The organism is Cytobacillus sp. FSL R5-0377, assembly GCF_038004385.1.
Lineage (GTDB): Bacteria > Bacillota > Bacilli > Bacillales > Cytobacillaceae > Cytobacillus.
In genome coordinates this window covers 2536190-2553271 of record NZ_JBBORA010000001.1, presented here as the reverse complement: position 1 = coordinate 2553271, position 17082 = coordinate 2536190, and the positions used below count along the sequence as shown (strand labels likewise).

Below are 17082 nucleotides of genomic sequence, written 5' to 3'. Positions count from 1 at the left end.
AGTTGGACCCGGTTCTGACTCTAGTTCCGGGAGGGCCTCTCTTGTGTCAGAAGTTGACCCCGGATCTGTCTCTAGTTCCGGGAGGGCCTCTCTTTGTGTCAGAAGTTGGACCCCGTTCTGACTCTAGTTCCGGGATTTCCTCTCTTTGTGTCAGAAGTCCCGGTTCTGACTCTAGTTCCGGGAGGGCCTCTCTTTGTGTCAGAAGTTGGACCCGGTTCTGACTCTAGTTACCGGGTTTCTTCTCTTTGTGTCAGAAGTTGGACCCGGTTCTGACTCTAGTTACCGGGTTTCTTCTCTTTGTGTCAGAAGTTGGACCCGGTTCTGACTCTAGTTCCGGGGGGACCTCTCTTTGTGTCAGAAGTTGACCCCGGATCTGTCTCTAGTTCCGGGGGGACCTCTCTTTGTGTCAGAAGTTGACCCCGGATCTGTCTCTAGTTACCGGGTTTCTTCTCTTTGTGTCAGAAGTTGGACCCGGTTCTGACTCTAGTTACCGGGTTTCTTCTCTTTGTGTCAGAAGTTGGACCCGGTTCTGACTCTAGTTCCGGGATTTCCTCTCTTTGTGTCAGAAGTTGGACCCGGTTCTGACTCTAGTTACCGGGTTTCTTCCCTTTGAACCCAAATTCAACCAGCAAATCCAAATAAAATAAGATGTAAAGCGTTTGCATTTTATTTTATTTGCATTATAATACTTGTATACAAGTATACACGTATACTCAAATGTCATTTTATAAAGGTGATGTTATGAATAATTCCACAGAATTTCTATATCCTCAAAAATGGCTTTCTAAGGCTTCCTCTGGCGATCGTGTCGCATATGAGCTTAGGATGCGCATTATTGCAGGTTTGATTGAAAGCGGTACCACACTTTCTGAAAATAAGCTGGCAGCTGATTTCGCGGTGAGCCGTTCTCCTGTTCGTGAAGCCTTACGGACACTGGCATCTGAAAATATTATCCGCTTAGGACGAAATGGTGCGGTTGTTGCCGGTTTGACCGAAAAAGAAATAGAAGAAATTTACGATGTTCGTCTCATGATTGAAACATTTGTGTTTGAACGACTTACCAATATGGACACAAATGAATTGACCATGGAGCTCAGCAAGGTTTTAGAAATGATGAAAGTAGCAGTTAAATATCAGGATGCTGATGAGTTTGCGTATCAGGATATTCTGTTCCACGAAATTATCATCGGATCCATTGGCCATTCTTACATCCAGCTGATCTGGAATAATTTAAAGCCCGTGATGGAAGGCTTCATTCTTTTATCCATGCGCGTGCGATTTAAGGAAAATTATGAAGACCTTGATCGGATTGTGAAAAATCATGAACTGTATATTGATGCAATCAAATCTAAGGATAGAAACCTCATGATTAAGTCCTTACACGAAAATTTTGATGATGTTCAAGGGAAAGTAGACGACTTATGGAGATCACAACAAATGCTATCTAAAGGGGTTAAACAACAAGATGACTAGCTATATGTTAGGGATTGATATAGGGACCACCAGTACAAAAGCCGTGTTATTCAGTGAAAAAGGCGATGTGATTCAGCAGGAGAACATTGGTTATCCTCTGTACACGCCTGATATCTCAACTGCCGAGCAGAATCCGGAGGAGATTTTCTCTGCCGTCGTTCAAGCCATAGCGAACATTATGAAAAACCACCATGATAAAAACCTGAGCTTTGTCTCGTTCAGCAGTGCGATGCACAGTGTGATTGCGATGGATGAGAATGACCTGCCGCTTACCCCAGTGATTACCTGGGCCGATAACCGCAGCGAAGCATGGGCACGCAAAATTAAAGAAGAATGGAATGGACATGAAGTCTATAAACGGACCGGAACACCAATTCATCCGATGTCCCCATTAAGCAAGATCACCTGGCTTGTGAAGGATCGTCCGGAGATCGCCAGCAGGACAAAGAAATATATCGGCATTAAAGAATATATTTTCAAAAAGCTCTTTAATGAATATGCTGTCGATTATTCACTTGCTTCCTGCATGGGAATGATGAATCTCAAGACATTGGACTGGGATGAGGAAGCATTAGCGATTGCGGGCATCAACCGCTCACAGCTATCCAACCTTGTCCCTACTACAAAGATGTTCCAGAACTGCGATCCTATTTTAGCCAAACAAATGGGCATCGATCCTAAGACTCCTTTTGTGATCGGCGCAAGTGATGGAGTTCTTTCCAACTTGGGTGTGAACGCGATCAGAAAAGGCGAAATTGCGATTACCATTGGGACAAGCGGCGCGATCCGGACCATTATTGATAAGCCGCAGACCGATGAAAAAGGGAGAATTTTCTGCTACGCCTTAACGGAAAATCATTGGGTGATTGGCGGTCCGGTGAACAATGGGGGAATGGTCCTCCGCTGGATCCGGGATGAATTTGCCTCATCTGAAGCCGAAACGGCCAAGAGATTGGGCATTGATCCGTACGAAGTATTAACCAAAATTGCCGACCGCGTAAGACCGGGGGCAGATGGCCTGCTGTTCCATCCGTATCTCGCAGGTGAACGCGCTCCTTTATGGAACCCGGATGTGCGCGGATCCTTCTTCGGATTAACGATGTCCCATAAGAAGGAGCATATGATTCGGGCAGCGCTGGAAGGCGTCATTTATAATCTGTACACCGTTTATTTAGCATTAGTCGAATGTATGGATGGCCCGGTAAGTCGGATTCAGGCAACAGGAGGCTTCGCCAGATCTGAGGTTTGGCGGCAAATGATGTCCGATATTTTTGAATCGGAGGTCGTCATACCTGAAAGCTATGAAAGTTCATGTCTCGGCGCCTGTATTTTAGGTTTATATGCCACAGGAAAAATCGACTCCTTTGAAGCCGTTTCAGACATGGTGGGCGATACTTATAAGCACACACCGAAAGAAGAGGCTGCAAAAGAATATAGACAGCTGCTGCCGATCTTTATCAAATTATCAAGAGCGCTGGAAGATGAATATTCTTCGATCGCAAGCTATCAAAGAAGCTTAATACAACAAAACTAGGGGGAAATGACAATGCCGCTGTTAATAGTAGCAATTGGTATCGTTGCCTTATTAATTCTGATAATGGGCTTGAAATTAAATACCTTTATTTCATTAATTATCGTTTCTTTTGGTGTTGCGCTGGCACTCGGAATGCCGCTCGACCAAATTGTCAAAACCATTGAAGCTGGATTAGGCGGAACACTTGGCCACTTGGCGCTCATCTTCGGTCTTGGCGCCATGCTGGGCAAACTGATCGCCGATTCAGGCGGCGCCCAGCGAATTGCCATGACTCTTGTCAATAAATTCGGTGAAAAGAATATCCAATGGGCGGTAGTGGCTGCATCCTTTATTATCGGTGTCGCCTTATTCTTTGAAGTGGGACTTGTATTATTAATCCCGATCGTATTTGCCATTTCAAGGGAGTTAAAGATTTCCATTTTGTTTCTTGGTATTCCGATGACAGCAGCTTTATCTGTCACACATGGATTCCTCCCTCCTCACCCGGGTCCAACCGTTATTGCCGGTGAATACGGTGCAAACATTGGTGAAGTATTGCTTTATGGTTTTATCATTGCGGTTCCAACTGTTTTTTTAGCTGGACCGGTATTTACGAAAATTGCTAAAAAGCTCGTTCCGGCTTCATTCACAAAAAGCGGAAGCATCGCTTCTCTGGGAGAACAGAAAACCTTTAAGCTTGAAGATACACCAGGCTTTGGAATCAGTGTATTTACGGCTTTGCTACCTGTTATTTTAATGTCAATCGCAACGATTATTACATTGCTTCAAAAAACAATGGGATTTGCAGATAATAGCCTTTTGGCTGCCATCCGTTTTATAGGCGATGCCGGCACTGCAATGCTGATCTCCTTATTGGTTGCCATTTATACTATGGGGCTTGCAAGGAAAATTCCAATCAAAAATGTGATGGATTCCTGCACAACCGCCATCACCCAGATCGGGATGATGCTCCTGATTATCGGCGGAGGCGGCGCCTTCAAACAGGTATTAATTGATGGCGGTGTTGGTGACTATGTAGCCGAGCTTTTCAAAGGAACAAGCCTGTCCCCTATTTTACTGGCATGGATTATTGCAGCCATCCTGAGGATTTCTTTAGGATCTGCCACAGTGGCCGCATTAACTACAGCTGGTTTAGTTATCCCTCTGCTGGGCCAGTCGGATGCCAATCTTGCCTTAGTGGTGCTTGCAACAGGGGCGGGAAGCTTAATCGCTTCTCACGTTAATGATGCCGGCTTCTGGATGTTCAAAGAATACTTTGGTTTAAGCATGAAGGAAACGTTTGCAACATGGACACTGCTTGAAACCATAATATCTGTTGCTGGATTAGGATTTATTTTATTGTTAAGCTTATTTGTATAAACACTTTAAGGCAATGAAACCCTATTCATAAGAGGGGTTCATTGCCTATTAATCTGAACTGAAGGAGCAGAAACTATGTCTAATACAATTGGTGTTATTGGTCTCGGAGTAATGGGGAGCAATATCGCTTTAAATATGGCCAATAACGGCGAGAAAGTAGCAGTATATAACTACACTAGGGATTTAACCGATCAGCTTGTACAAAAGCTGGAAGGCCAATCCATAAACCCCTACTATGAAGTAGAGAAATTTGTCCAGTCTTTAGAAAAACCGCGCAAAATCTTTTTAATGGTGACAGCCGGCAAAGCCATAGATTCTGTCATTGCAAGCTTAATCCCCTTCCTTGAAGAAGGCGACGTTATCATGGATGGCGGCAACTCCCATTACGAAGATACGGAAAAAAGATATGATGATCTGAGAGCAAAAGGGATCGGCTATCTGGGGATCGGCATTTCAGGCGGTGAAGTGGGTGCTTTAACAGGGCCTTCCATCATGCCGGGCGGAGATCAGGACGTCTATGAAAAAGCGGCTCCAATTCTTACAAAGATTGCTGCAAAGGTTGACGGAATGCCTTGCTGTGTCTATATCGGACCTAAAGGGGCAGGCCACTTTGTCAAAATGGTACATAACGGCATCGAGTATGCAGATATGCAGCTGATTGCTGAGGCCTACACATTTTTAAGAGAAAAATTAGGATTATCAGTTGAAGAAATCGCGGATATCTTTGAAACATGGAATCAAGGCGAGCTGAAGAGCTATTTGATTGAGATCACAGCAGCTATTTTAAGAAAAAAGGATGAGCGCACAGGCTTGCCGCAAATTGATGTCATTCTGGATAAAGCAGGCCAAAAAGGAACCGGAAAATGGACCAGCCTGCAGGCCATCGATAATGGGATTCCAACTTCGATCATTACAGAATCTTTATTCGCACGCTATATTTCCGCATTAAAAGATGAGCGCGTGGCGGCAGAACCCCTTTTAACAGGCCCTGTAAAGGATGAAATCAGCCTTGATAAGGACGCCTGGATCGAATATATCAGACAGGCATTATATATGGGGAAAGTATGCGCCTATGCACAAGGATTCACTCAATATAAAATGTCGTCTGAGCAAAATGACTGGAATCTCCCTCTGAAGGATATTGCCCTTATTTTCCGCGATGGCTGCATCATTCGTGCGGAATTCTTAAATGTCATCAGCGAAGCCTATCAGGAGCAGCCGAACCTGGCAAACCTGCTCGTCTCTCCTTACTTTGCCGAAAGGATCAGAGACTATCAGACGGGCTTGCGCAAAATTGTCTGCGAAGGCATTCAATCCGGCATCGCATTGCCTTGCTTAAGCTCTTCTCTTTCCTACTACGACAGCTACCGGAATGGAAGGTCAAATGCCAGCCTGCTGCAGGCACAGCGTGATTACTTCGGTGCCCATACGTATGAGCGGACTGATATGGAAGGGACTTTCCACACTAACTGGAATGAATAAAACGGCAAAAAACGCTTGCCCCTCAAAAGGGACAAGCGTTTTTTTCTGTTTCCTTAATCTCTTTCCAGCAGTGCAGCACCTGCAATGCCAGGATCTGTCATTTCATATGGATCGAGGATTAAATCGAGTTCTTCTTCTGTCAGAACATCATATTTCAGGCACAGGTCCCTGATGGAACGGCCGGTTAAAATTGCTTCCCTGGCGATTCTTGATACAACTTCATACCCAAGGTGTGGATTGACGGCTGTAATGATGCCGACACTCTTTTCAACATATTCTTTTAATCTTTCTTCATTAGCTTCGATTCCTTTTACACAATGCTCAGTAAACGTATTGAACGCATTGTTCATGATGCTGATCGACTGCAAAAGGTTAAAGATCAGGACTGGCTCCATAACGTTGAGCTCAAGCTGCCCTGCTTCTGAAGCAAGAGAAATCGTATGGTCGTTTCCGATAACCTGGAATGCCACCTGGTTAATAAGCTCAGGCAGAACAGGGTTTACTTTACCCGGCATAATGGATGAACCTGGCTGTCTTGCCGGAAGGGAAATTTCCCCTAGTCCCGCTCTTGGGCCGGAAGCCATTAGGCGCAGGTCATTTGCAATTTTGGACATATTGGTCATGCAGATTTTCAGCGCTGCGGAAACTTCTGTATAAGAATCCGTATTTTGCGTAGCATCTACAAGATGCTCTGCCCCTGTAAATGGCAGTCCGCTGATATCAGCAATATGCTTCACCACTAAGTTAATATATTTAGGAATGGCATTCAGTCCCGTACCAACTGCTGTTGCCCCCATATTCAGCTCATAAAGGTGCTGCTTGGATTGCTGAATGCGCTTAATATCACGCGCAATCACACGGCTGTAAGCTTCGAATTCCTGGCCAAGCCTGATCGGAACCGCATCCTGCAGATGAGTCCGTCCCATTTTAATCACATGGTTGAATTCTTTGGACTTCTCAAGGAAAACAGAATGCATCTGTTCCATTGTCAGGATCAGCTGATCCAGCAGATTTAATACTGAGATATGCATCGCTGTCGGGAAAGCATCATTTGTCGACTGCGACATATTAACATGAGTATTTGGGCTGCAATGGGAATAATCCCCCTTCTCATGGCCCATAATTTCTATTGCACGGTTCGCAAGGATTTCATTGATATTCATATTAATGGACGTTCCGGCACCGCCCTGAATCGGGTCAACAATCACCTGATCATGCCATAGTCCTTCAATCATTTCATCTGCTGCCTGTACGATCGGGTCTCCAATGCCCGGGTATAGGCGCCTAACTTCCATATTCGCCATGGCCGCTGCCTTTTTCACGATGGCCATTGCCTTGATTAACTCCGGATGGATCCGGTAGCCGGTAATCGGGAAATTCTCTACTGCACGAAGCGTCTGAACGCCATAATAAGCATCAGCAGGAACCTCCTTAGAGCCTAGGAAATCTTTTTCAATTCTGTAGCTGTTCTTAGCTGCTAGCATATACGTCTACTCCTTTATATAAACCTTTCAGTAATATATAGGTTTTGTATTGGCTTGTCCTTCGTATACACTATAATCCGGAATAGGGGAATAAGCAATGGTAAAAAGGAGAAGTAAGAAAAAGGTAATTCCTTTCTTTTCGATGGGCCTGGTTTTATCAGCGTCCGCCTCCTGTCATTACCTTTTAAAAGAATAATTTACACTCTCATTGGCAATGAATAAAAATTATTCAAGATCACCTTTATATTTTTCTGGCAATAACACCATGTCAGAGGAAAAGCCCTTCAGATAAAAACAAAATGTCCTGCGCCAATTCACAGGACATTCTTTGCACCCCAAAGCAGAAACCTCTTAACATGAACAGAAAAAATCCGCTCAAGTATTTACTCCAGCCCATTTCTCAGCACAGCCGCAAGCCGGTGCAGTTCTTCCGGCTTCCGAATATGATAATGGCGTCCTTCCTTCTGCAAATAGCCTTTATCGCAAAACTGCACAAGAACATGCAATAGATGACGGTAGGACACTCCTAAAAAGTCACAGACTGTTACATGTTTCTCCTTATAGACTTCCCCATCAGCGGTTTGAAGGATGAAATCTGCCAGCCGGTTTTCAAGGGGAAAGGAAAGGCCTTGGGAATACTTTTCAGCCATTTTTGTCGCTTTCACACTTAAAAACTTAGTTAACTCCCGGAGAAATGTCGTATCTTCCAGGAGTCTTGTGCGATAGTGATGCAAAGGAATCGTAAAACAGATAGTTTTTGTAGAAGCCTGAATTCCTTTTGTATAGTACACTTCGTGTAAAAGCTCCATTTCCCCAATATAATCATGGGAGTTAATGAAATTAATCAAAGAAACCTTGCCATTTTGATAGGTCACATAAATCTTCGCTTTTCCCTCGATGACATAATACAAGTAATCTGGCCTCATGCCCTCCCGAATAATCCATTCATCCCGCTTATATTCGCGAACCTCCATAAACTCTTCGATCGAAAAAGAAAATAAATGCGAGATGGAGTGCTCCTCTAAATAGTACTGCCTTTTTTCCCCTTTAAAAATTTCCATGATTCACCCCAAAATATGAGATATCTCATATTATTGTACGAAGCTTCCTGCTATCATGCAAATATCGGAGGGATCTATCATGAATACACAAAGCTGGATGAGCAGACAGTTTTTCAGTTTCTTCCTGACCTGGGGCGTTTTTCTTCCCTACTGGACAGGATGGCTGATCCATATAAAAGGAATGACCGTTTCACAGGCGAGTTTAATCATGAGCTTAGGGCTGGTTATTCGAGGGCTTGCCACACTTTTTGCCTTCCCCTATTTATCAGGAAAATTCAGCAGCCGAACGCTGCTGAACGGGATGTCAATCGGCACACTGATTGCCATCCTCTGCTATATCCCGGCCAACTCCTTCGTCAGCCTGCTTGCGGTGACACTGCTTCTGCATTTCTTTTACCCTGCACTGATGCCGGCACTGGATAGTGCGGCAGGCATTCTTGTACAGAATAAGCAGCTAAAGGATTACGGGAAAAGCCGCTCCTGGGGGTCGATCGGGTTTGTGGTATCCGGCATGATTCTGACCTTTTTCACAGGGTCAATCGGAGATAAAGCTATTTTCTGGGCGCTATTGCTCGGCATGGCTGCCGTTCTGTGCCTCGGTTTTATGAACACGCCTGAAGTTCTGTCTGAAAAACCAAAAGCCGGCCAGGCAAAAGGCGCTATCATGAAATTATTCAGCATCCGGCATTTTGGCCTGGTGCTTGTCATTGTCATTTTGCTGCAGGCCGCCCATGCTTCTTATTACAACTATGGCTACATTTATCTGCAGGAAATCCAGGCACCCAAATATCTCATTGGCGCCATCATTAACATAGGTGTGATAGCAGAAATCCTATTCTTTTTCATTGCCGACCGGACGTTTAAGAGATTTTCTATCGGCTCCTTACTGGCTCTGGCAGCACTCGGGTCGACCGCACGCTGGATACTTGTATTTGCCTTTCCACATGTCATCATGTTCAGCATTGCTCAGACTCTGCATGCCTTCTCATTTGCGATGGCGCACTACGCTTTTATGAAGTACTTAATCAAGCATGTTCCACATGAACAGGTGCCGATTACTCAAGGTGTATACTCAGCGCTCGCACTCAGCTGGAGTACGGCCCTTTTCACTATCTTTGGCGGGTATCTGTATGAAATTGAACCAAGGTATGCATTTATTGGGATGGTGGTTTGTACTGTACCAGCCTTGGTCCTGGCGCTTATTTACAGAAAGCTTGCCCATCGGAAGGAAGCCGCTGCTGGCAAGTTGGCAGGTTAACAGTTAAGAGCTATTCCTGGCATGTCCGGCAGCCGCTTAAAAAAGTTGAACCACCTTTGCTTGAATGGACTCCGGCAGCAGTTGAAAGAACAGTCCTTCAAACTTCAGATCCAGCACACCTGCAATCAGCAAAAGAAGCACCAGGATAGGCACTATTTTTTTCTTAAACATCTTTCGTCCTCCTTTCATAGAAAGAGCTCCCGCAGCAGGAGCTCTTTTGATTAATACACCAGTTTATATACGATTTCCCCATCAATCACCCGGCCATCGGCTTCAAAACCGAGTTTTTTATATAGCCCCTTCGCCGGATTGTTCTCAGGCTCAAAGCTCAAATAAATCACCTTATGCTCCTGATCCTGCTTAATCCGCTCAATCAGCTTTTCCATTGCTGCTTTTCCGTACCCTTTTGACTGATGCTTCGCGTCAATCATCAGGCGGTAAATCCAGTATTCCTTATCGTCATAATCCATGCAATACATGGTAAAACCCACTAACACATCACCATGATAAATCGCTAAGCAAATACATTCCGGAAAAGCCTTCGCCTGTGCAAGCGAAAACACATTCGGCGCCACAAAATGCTTCTGTTCTTCTGCTACTTTCAAGTCAATGACCTCAAAAAAATTGTGCCGGTCTATTTCTCTGAATTCAATCACATGATCCCTCTTCTCTTTGGAAAGACAGGTCACCCGCCCTGTTTTCAGGTACATGCCTGCCAATTCACCATCGGAGTCCAAATCGCTAAACCAGCAGGGAAATCCTTTAAATAATGATATATAAAAGGCATCTTTTTTTCAGTTTTGAAATTGATCCAATACAGCAAAGAAGTCGCGGATAAAATGATAGAATATTTTCTCTGTGGGCAGCAGCTGTCGTTCACTGGAAATAATGATTCCTACTGCACGGGTAATCTCCGGCATGACCGGCAGCCTTACTGTCGAACGGGGCAGGCTGTCAACCAATGTAGACTCCGGAATAAGCGTCAGGCCCAGACCTGCTGAGACCAGGCCTTTAATCGTATCAATATCATCCCCTTCAAATGACACCTTAGGCTGAAAGCCAAGCTGACTGCAGGCATCATCGAATAGTTCGCGCAAAACATATCCCTTAGGAAACAAAATAAAGGATTCGTCTTTCAGCTGGTTCAGATTCAATGAAGATTTATCCGTTAACTGGTGGCCAGCAGGAAGCAAAGCGACCATTTTCTCCGTAAATAAAATATCCCCCTTAACCTTCTTCTCCTTCTTTGGAAGCGGGCCAATCAACGCCATATCGATTTCCCCTTCCGCCACCCCGCTGATTAAATCACGGTAACTGCTCTGTTTCAGTTCAAACTTCACTTGCGGATAGCGCCCTCGGAAAGAAGATATGATAGAGGGCAGGGTATAGAGTGCCAGACTGCTTGGAAAGCCGAATCGTATTCTGCCTTGCTCCGGATCCAGAAATTCCTTGACTTGCCGTTTGGCATTATCGATGACCTTGATGGCTTCTTCCATCTGCTCTAAAAAGATCTTTCCGATAGGCGTTAATTTCACGTTCCTTCCTTCACGGATAAACAGGTTCACACCCAGCTCAGATTCAAGGTTGAAAATCTGTCTGCTGACAGCGGATTGTGCTACATGCAACGCCACAGCTGCATCTGTTACATGTTCTCTTTTCGCCACTTCTATAAAGTATTTAATCTGTCTTAATTCCAAGGGCTCTTCCTTCTTCCATTCATCTAATTTCAGCATCATTATTATCTAATTTTCATATTGTTTAGATTGATTTTCAACTATAAAATGAGAGAATCATACAATTTTTAAAATCGTTTAACACTTTTTAATTATTTATTAATTTGGTTCTGATAAGGGAGGGTTACCGGCAGCATGACTGCATTAACAGAAATTAAAGAGACGCAAACATTACAGGCGAAAAATTATGTTGAAGAGGTGTTCGAAACAGTCAAAAGGCGCAATCCGAATGAAAGTGAATTTCATCAGGTTGCGAAAGAAGTGTTTGATTCACTGGTACCAGTATTTGCAAAGAACCCGGTTTACATGGAGCAAAATATACTTGAACGGATAGCTGAACCCGAAAGAGTGATCACTTTTCGGGTCCCATGGGTCGATGACCAGGGAAAAGTAAAGGTAAACCGCGGTTTCCGCGTACAATTCAATAGCGCAATCGGCCCCTATAAAGGCGGCTTGCGCTTCCATCCTTCTGTCAATGCGAGTATCATCAAATTTCTGGGCTTTGAACAAATTTTCAAAAATGCCCTAACAGGCCTGCCAATCGGAGGAGGAAAAGGCGGAGCTGACTTTGATCCTAAGGAGAAATCCGATGGAGAAATCATGAGATTCACACAGAGCTTCATGCTGGAGCTAAGCAGGCACATCGGACAGGATATAGATGTTCCGGCTGGAGATATTGGGGTTGGCGCCAGAGAAATAGGCTATCTATTTGGACAGTATAAAAGAATCCGGGGAGGATATGAAGCAGGAGTACTGACCGGAAAAGGACTGGGCTACGGAGGAAGCTTAGCCCGCAAAGAAGCTACGGGTTATGGTACGGTTTATTTTGTACAGGAAATGCTGAAAGAAAAAGGCCTTTCCTTTACAGGAAGCACCGTTGTAGTATCCGGCTCAGGAAATGTCTCTACCTATGCAATCGAAAAAGCGGAACAGCTGGGCGCGAAGGTTGTGGCCTGCAGTGATTCTGACGGCTATATTTATGATCCAAATGGCATCAGCCTTGAGACCGTAAAAAGGCTGAAAGAAGTAGAGAGAAAACGGATCCGGGAATATGTGAAGGAACATCCAAGTGCCCAATACTTTGATGGATGTTCAAGCATCTGGTCCATCCCATGTGATATCGCCCTTCCGTGTGCGACGCAAAATGAAATCGGGGAGGAAGCAGCAGAAATGCTCGTTTCCAATGGAGTCAAAGCCGTTGGTGAAGGGGCCAATATGCCAACCACATCTGAGGCGATTGAAGTATTCTTGAGAAACAACATTCTCTTTGGCCCCGCAAAAGCGGCCAATGCAGGGGGTGTTGCCGTTTCTGCATTAGAAATGGCTCAAAACAGCTCAAGATTATCCTGGACATTCGAGGAAGTCGATGCAAAACTGCAGCAAATTATGAAGAACATCTACCAGAGCAGTGTCAAAGCTGCCGATGAGTATGGGCATCCAGGCAATCTGGTGGCCGGCGCCAATATCGCAGGATTTGTAAAAGTCGCTGATGCTATGATCACACAGGGAGTTATATAAAAATAAGAAAGGATGATGCTATAAGTGAAGCATCATCCTTTTTATATTGTGACTGCAGAATGCAAGGTTTTATCTCCTCGTCTTATGGGCAGAATGAACGTAGCCTCTCCTGCAAACCTTCCAAGATTTCTTCCGGCATCTCCCTAGCCTTGATATCCCCTCCGAGGAAAAGCAGCCAGTTAATCATTTCCTTCAGCTCTTCAGAATTATGGACATTAATAAAGGTCTTTAAAACGGCTGTCGTTTGGTAAGGATTTGTATAAGAAATGGATACTTTTAAAGGATGGTATTTTTTGAACTGGGCAATAGCCTCCGGTCCGAGTTCAAGGATCAGATTGTTTACTTCCCTCTGCTTGCTTATTTTTTCTAAAATACCTTTCCTGCTTACTCTTTTTTTCACAGGATATCGTTCAACACTGGTGAGATTGTCCACGGGGAAGATTTTCTTCTTTTCCTCCTTTAAGTCAAAGCCTTCAATCAGCCAATTGCTTTTTTCACGATAAAGATGCAATAGGTAAATGGGATAGGACTCTTCGTTGATAGAAATCAATAAATAGTTATCCTGAAGCAGGGATTGAATGAGTTTTTCCAGCATCGGATGAGGCAGATCTGACAGTTCAAGCAGGTCGGGATTATTAGGGTTAGTCCCTTCAAAAAGCAGGATCTGATTTAAAAGAACAAGGTCTTCCTGCTGGTTTTCCGAGATGAGGCCGAGCAATTTTTCTGCTAATGACTGACGGCTTTTCAGATAAGGAAGCTGCTGATTTCTTGTAGCCATAAAGGCAAGGAACAACGCCTTGATCTCATTGTCAGTAAAGCGGACAGCAGGCAAAACAGAATTGTTCATCACAAAATAGCCTCCGTCTCTTCCCACTTCAGCGACAAGCGGCATTCCCATGGCTTCAATCTCCCGAATATCTCTAATCGCTGTCGAACGGGAGATGTTAAATTCCCGCATGATTTCAGAAATAGTAAAGTGGGCACGATTATTGATATACCGCATCATTACATTAATCCGCTCAACTTTTTTCATTTGGCCTCCTAAACAGTATCACTTTTTGACATGATTTAAGGATATTATAAACTCATCAAGTGAAAGAAGAAATCATTTGATCAATTTATCGAGAAGGAAGGTTTTGAATATGGCAGATTATACTCTGGAAGAAAAAGAAGGCTTTACCGTTTTAGGCATTGGAACTGAACTAAAGAGCCATTACACAGATTATGCGGGCATCCAAAAGGAAAAAGCGGATTTTTGGCAGGCAATCGAACAGGACGGAAGGCTTGATAAACTAAAAGCCATTGCCTCAAATGATTACATTTTTACTGTGAATGAAGCGGTGAATAACAAAATGATGCATTATGCTGGTGTTATGACAGAGGAGTCGCTGCCGGAAGCATCAAGACTGATCCAATTCCCTAAGGGAGAATACATCGTTGTCAAAGGGGAAGCCGAGACAGGAGAAGAGTTAAGCAACTTAGTTACCGGCATCGCTTTTGGTCAGGTCCTGCCGGAAGCAGAGAATGTTGCTTATGTTGGAGGGCCTAATGCAGCTGTTCAAATGGGCGAGCGTAATGGCCTGGTATTTGGTGAAATGTGGATTCCTGTTGTTAAGAAATAACAAATAATAAAGGCGGGATGGCAATGTCCTATACAGTTGATTTTAAAAACGTGTCTGCGATTGGCTTAGAGTCTTCCCCGGCAGCGGAAGCCCTTGCTGGTTTGCGCGCAAATGAAGCCAGGTACTTTAAAACCAAATACAAACATGAGTTTACGGTAGTACCAGCCAGCGAAAGCCGGGAGACCCTAGATTATGTGAACCGGATTTTGAAAGAACGCGATATAGAATTTGCAGCCAAACCTTTAGAAACAGCGCAGTTTCAAGTTGAAAACATCAAATGGACCTACGTCTTTTATGAAGATGGCCTAAGTGTTAATGTCATGTATACAGTAGACGACCCTAAGAAACGCGCGGTAGGCTTCAAGCTTTCTGAGCGGATGGAAGTACCAAAGGAATTAGAGGGGAATTTCAAGTTTGCCAAACGGAAATCTAAGCTGGCGGGAATTATTCGGGGTTCGTTTTTTGTTATTAAAGGGGAGTATTGATCTTTCTCTTAAGCGAAAAACGAACAATGGTATACACATACAGCACCTCTCTATCCATATAGTGGGTGCTGTTTGTTTATTTAGTATATGCGGATTCAGCCATATTTTTTTTGATGCTCTTTCTTTCGATTAAGATAATCTTTATCCTCACGGGCGAGCTTCCATTTTTCCATAAAGATAGCGGCTGATTCTGCCTTCACCGGATCATTCTGTCTTTCTTTTACATCGCCATCCTCATCATATTTCCTTCCGCCTTTGTAATTCGTATACCGGCGAGCTCTTGTGTAACCCATCTGCAGAAATTTCCTTGCCATGTCCATACCGACAAAATCATCTTTCTCCTTATAATCGAGAAACATTTGATAGATTTTATCCGATGATTCTTTAGCAATTTTCGGATTCTTGAATCGCCAATGCCTCAGGATTTCGCTCTTATAAGGCTCCACCAGCAGCACACCCTGCTCTCCCCTGCCAACCCTATACAGTTCGGGATTTTTGCGGAAATCTATGTTATCGAAGTCTAAATCGTAATCAAAAGCCATATCTGTCACCCTTTTTATTTTGGGTTTACCCTGGTGAGTCTTTTTGTATGCAGAGTAAAGTTAAATAGTGCTTCTGTCTATATAAAAGAATCACTTTTCTCTCGTAAATTTTTTGTTTCACGTGTAACATTCATTGTTTTATACAAACTTTGTAAAGTAAAATAACGTCACACTATTCAAGTATTACAACACTACATCATGATGGAACAACCTTCGTGAGCTATGAAACTCAATAAACAATCATTTAAAGATGATTATTAAATTGTTATATGTACTTAAGAGTTTTTTAATACATCATAGAGATGTTTCAAGGTATATCTCCAGTCTAAAAATAATTAATAGTTCACACGACACTAGGTAACTCTCTCAACAAAGAAACTCTTCAATTTCATAAGTTACTTTAAATGAATCTGGTCTTCCTCCTGCAATTTGATCTGGATTGTGAAGCGCATCTTGTCTAATTGACGCTCATACATTTTGTCACGTTGCTTTGATGCCACTCTATGTTTATTGGTTACCGGATCCTATTATAACTTAAATCTTATTCGTCATTAAAAGCCCACACAAAAAACCCCTTAAAAGGCGCTATGCCTATTCAGAGGTTTAAAGCAATACTAACTATATTTATTACTCCATATCAATATAATATTTATCGTTGTCCATAACTTTCCTTAAAAACTCTTCTAAAGAGTCGGCAATTTTTATCTCGTCGTAATAAATAGAATTATTTTTATCCTCACTCAAGTCAATTAATAATAATGCACTTTCATTTGCTTCAAAAAAAATTAATTTACCATCTTCAAGTTCTTCATACACTTCTATATCAGGATAAAATTCAAAATCATTAACTTTTAATCTGGCATCTTTTATAGAATTTGGTCCCAAAATCCGATTTATATTATATTCAGATTTTCTAAGAAAACCATAACCAACTTCTAAAAGGAATTCTCTTAAATCATATGGGAATCTTAACCCTAAGGCTGACTCAACTTCTTTAATTTCTTTTTCACTTACAGGGAAAAACTGATTACCAACTTGATTTTTAATAAAGTCAAATCTCATAAAATCACTTTCCTCCTTTAAATAATTCATTGGCAGGCGATCCCGTACCATGGATTCCTGACTGATGTTCATTTGGAAATTTGGCAGGATGTATATTCCACCATTCATGTTCCCCTTGGAAACTATTCTCAATTATATGATGAGCGTCGTATTTATCTCCTTTTCTTCGAGCTGGTTCACCAGTCTTCTCAGAAATTACGTCTTCAGCATAAGTAGGCCACTTTTGACTTGTTTTTATCTCCCACTCCTCAATTAGCTTATCTTTTACTTTATTGAATGCTCTTCGATGTTTTCTTGTTTCGATAGGCGATAACTTCCTATATTCTCTATTTCTTAATGCTTCCTTCAATTTCTCTATTTGATTTTTTGGTAGCTCTCTTCCCGTTCGTCCTTTTACATCTCTACTATACTTTTTTATTAGGTCTGAATCTATCTTATTACCCGAACCCTTAACCCCAAACACACCATC

The 17082-nt window shown here is 43.0% G+C and carries 16 protein-coding genes and 1 pseudogene; 8 read left to right on the top strand and 9 right to left on the bottom strand.

Translation table 11 applies throughout. The features are described 5' to 3' along the window. Positions 1-741: 741 nt before the first annotated feature. The 4 genes from NSQ49_RS13190 (at position 742) to gnd (ending at position 5848) form a co-directional block, all read left to right on the top strand. The gene (locus tag NSQ49_RS13190) at positions 742-1473 is read left to right on the top strand and encodes a GntR family transcriptional regulator (RefSeq protein WP_159863572.1); all 732 of its coding nucleotides are present in this window, start codon (positions 742-744) and stop codon (positions 1471-1473) included. Next, positions 1466-3007 carry a gluconokinase gene (gntK, locus tag NSQ49_RS13185; RefSeq protein ID WP_159863573.1) on the top strand — a complete coding sequence of 514 codons (1542 nt, stop codon included), beginning with the start codon at positions 1466-1468 and terminating at the stop codon, positions 3005-3007. The genes NSQ49_RS13190 and gntK overlap by 8 nt, the downstream gene beginning before the upstream one ends. A 12-nt stretch (positions 3008-3019) precedes the next feature. After that, positions 3020-4366 (top strand): GntP family permease, encoded by a 1347-nt coding sequence (locus NSQ49_RS13180; protein ID WP_159863574.1) that lies wholly within the window; start codon positions 3020-3022, stop codon positions 4364-4366. A gap of 75 nt (positions 4367-4441) precedes the next feature. After that, positions 4442-5848 carry a decarboxylating NADP(+)-dependent phosphogluconate dehydrogenase gene (gene gnd / locus NSQ49_RS13175; RefSeq protein ID WP_251283859.1) on the top strand — a complete coding sequence of 469 codons (1407 nt, stop codon included), beginning with the start codon at positions 4442-4444 and terminating at the stop codon, positions 5846-5848. Positions 5849-5901: 53 nt separating this feature from the next. Here the strand turns inward: gnd and aspA are convergent, their stop codons facing one another. Both aspA and yeiL read right to left on the bottom strand, forming a co-directional pair. After that, positions 5902-7332, bottom strand: coding sequence for an aspartate ammonia-lyase (gene aspA / locus NSQ49_RS13170; protein ID WP_251283860.1), 1431 nt, complete (start codon positions 7330-7332; stop codon positions 5902-5904). A 383-nt stretch (positions 7333-7715) separates the two neighbouring features. Further along, positions 7716-8393, bottom strand: coding sequence for a transcriptional regulator YeiL (yeiL, locus tag NSQ49_RS13165; RefSeq protein ID WP_251283861.1), 678 nt, complete (start codon positions 8391-8393; stop codon positions 7716-7718). 79 nt (positions 8394-8472) lie between these two features. Here yeiL and NSQ49_RS13160 point away from each other — a divergent pair, with 79 nt between their 5' ends. Next, positions 8473-9651: an MFS transporter gene (locus tag NSQ49_RS13160; RefSeq protein WP_159863578.1), complete on the top strand. Its 1179-nt coding sequence runs from the start codon at positions 8473-8475 to the stop codon at positions 9649-9651. 36 nt (positions 9652-9687) lie between these two features. Here the strand turns inward: NSQ49_RS13160 and NSQ49_RS13155 are convergent, their stop codons facing one another. The 3 genes from NSQ49_RS13155 to NSQ49_RS13145 form a co-directional block, all read right to left on the bottom strand. Further along, the gene (locus tag NSQ49_RS13155) at positions 9688-9822 is read right to left on the bottom strand and encodes a hypothetical protein (RefSeq protein WP_268891649.1); all 135 of its coding nucleotides are present in this window, start codon (positions 9820-9822) and stop codon (positions 9688-9690) included. A gap of 50 nt (positions 9823-9872) precedes the next feature. Beyond that, a complete protein-coding gene (locus tag NSQ49_RS13150; protein ID WP_341070741.1) occupies positions 9873-10307 on the bottom strand; it encodes a GNAT family N-acetyltransferase in 435 nt (144 codons plus the stop codon). Between the two features lie 138 nt (positions 10308-10445). Beyond that, positions 10446-11348 (bottom strand): LysR family transcriptional regulator, encoded by a 903-nt coding sequence (locus tag NSQ49_RS13145; RefSeq protein WP_159863580.1) that lies wholly within the window; start codon positions 11346-11348, stop codon positions 10446-10448. A 171-nt stretch (positions 11349-11519) separates the two neighbouring features. On the opposite strand from NSQ49_RS13145, the gene gdhA reads away from it, so the two are divergent. Then, entirely contained in the window at positions 11520-12902 is a 1383-nt protein-coding gene (gdhA, locus tag NSQ49_RS13140) for an NADP-specific glutamate dehydrogenase (protein WP_251283863.1), read from the top strand. 82 nt (positions 12903-12984) lie between these two features. Here the strand turns inward: gdhA and NSQ49_RS13135 are convergent, their stop codons facing one another. After that, positions 12985-13935, bottom strand: a complete 951-nt coding sequence (locus tag NSQ49_RS13135) for a helix-turn-helix transcriptional regulator (RefSeq protein WP_251283864.1) — start codon at positions 13933-13935, stop codon at positions 12985-12987. A gap of 109 nt (positions 13936-14044) precedes the next feature. On the opposite strand from NSQ49_RS13135, the gene NSQ49_RS13130 reads away from it, so the two are divergent. Further along, a complete protein-coding gene (locus tag NSQ49_RS13130; RefSeq protein ID WP_159863583.1) occupies positions 14045-14524 on the top strand; it encodes a GyrI-like domain-containing protein in 480 nt (159 codons plus the stop codon). Between the two features lie 23 nt (positions 14525-14547). After that, on the top strand, positions 14548-15009 hold the full coding sequence (locus tag NSQ49_RS13125) for a phage tail protein (RefSeq protein ID WP_251283865.1): 462 nt from the start codon (positions 14548-14550) through the stop codon (positions 15007-15009). Between the two features lie 95 nt (positions 15010-15104). Here NSQ49_RS13125 and NSQ49_RS13120 read toward each other — a convergent pair whose 3' ends face one another. From NSQ49_RS13120 to NSQ49_RS13110, 3 genes and pseudogenes are all read right to left on the bottom strand, one after another. Continuing rightward, complete coding sequence (locus tag NSQ49_RS13120) at positions 15105-15551, bottom strand: DUF4385 domain-containing protein (RefSeq protein WP_251283866.1); 447 nt, start codon at positions 15549-15551, stop codon at positions 15105-15107. Between the two features lie 627 nt (positions 15552-16178). Beyond that, on the bottom strand, positions 16179-16613 hold the full coding sequence (locus tag NSQ49_RS13115) for an SMI1/KNR4 family protein (protein ID WP_159863586.1): 435 nt from the start codon (positions 16611-16613) through the stop codon (positions 16179-16181). Positions 16614-16617: 4 nt separating this feature from the next. Further along, a pseudogene (locus NSQ49_RS13110) lies at positions 16618-17067 on the bottom strand (T7SS effector LXG polymorphic toxin); the annotation flags it as partial. Positions 17068-17082: the final 15 nt, after the last annotated feature.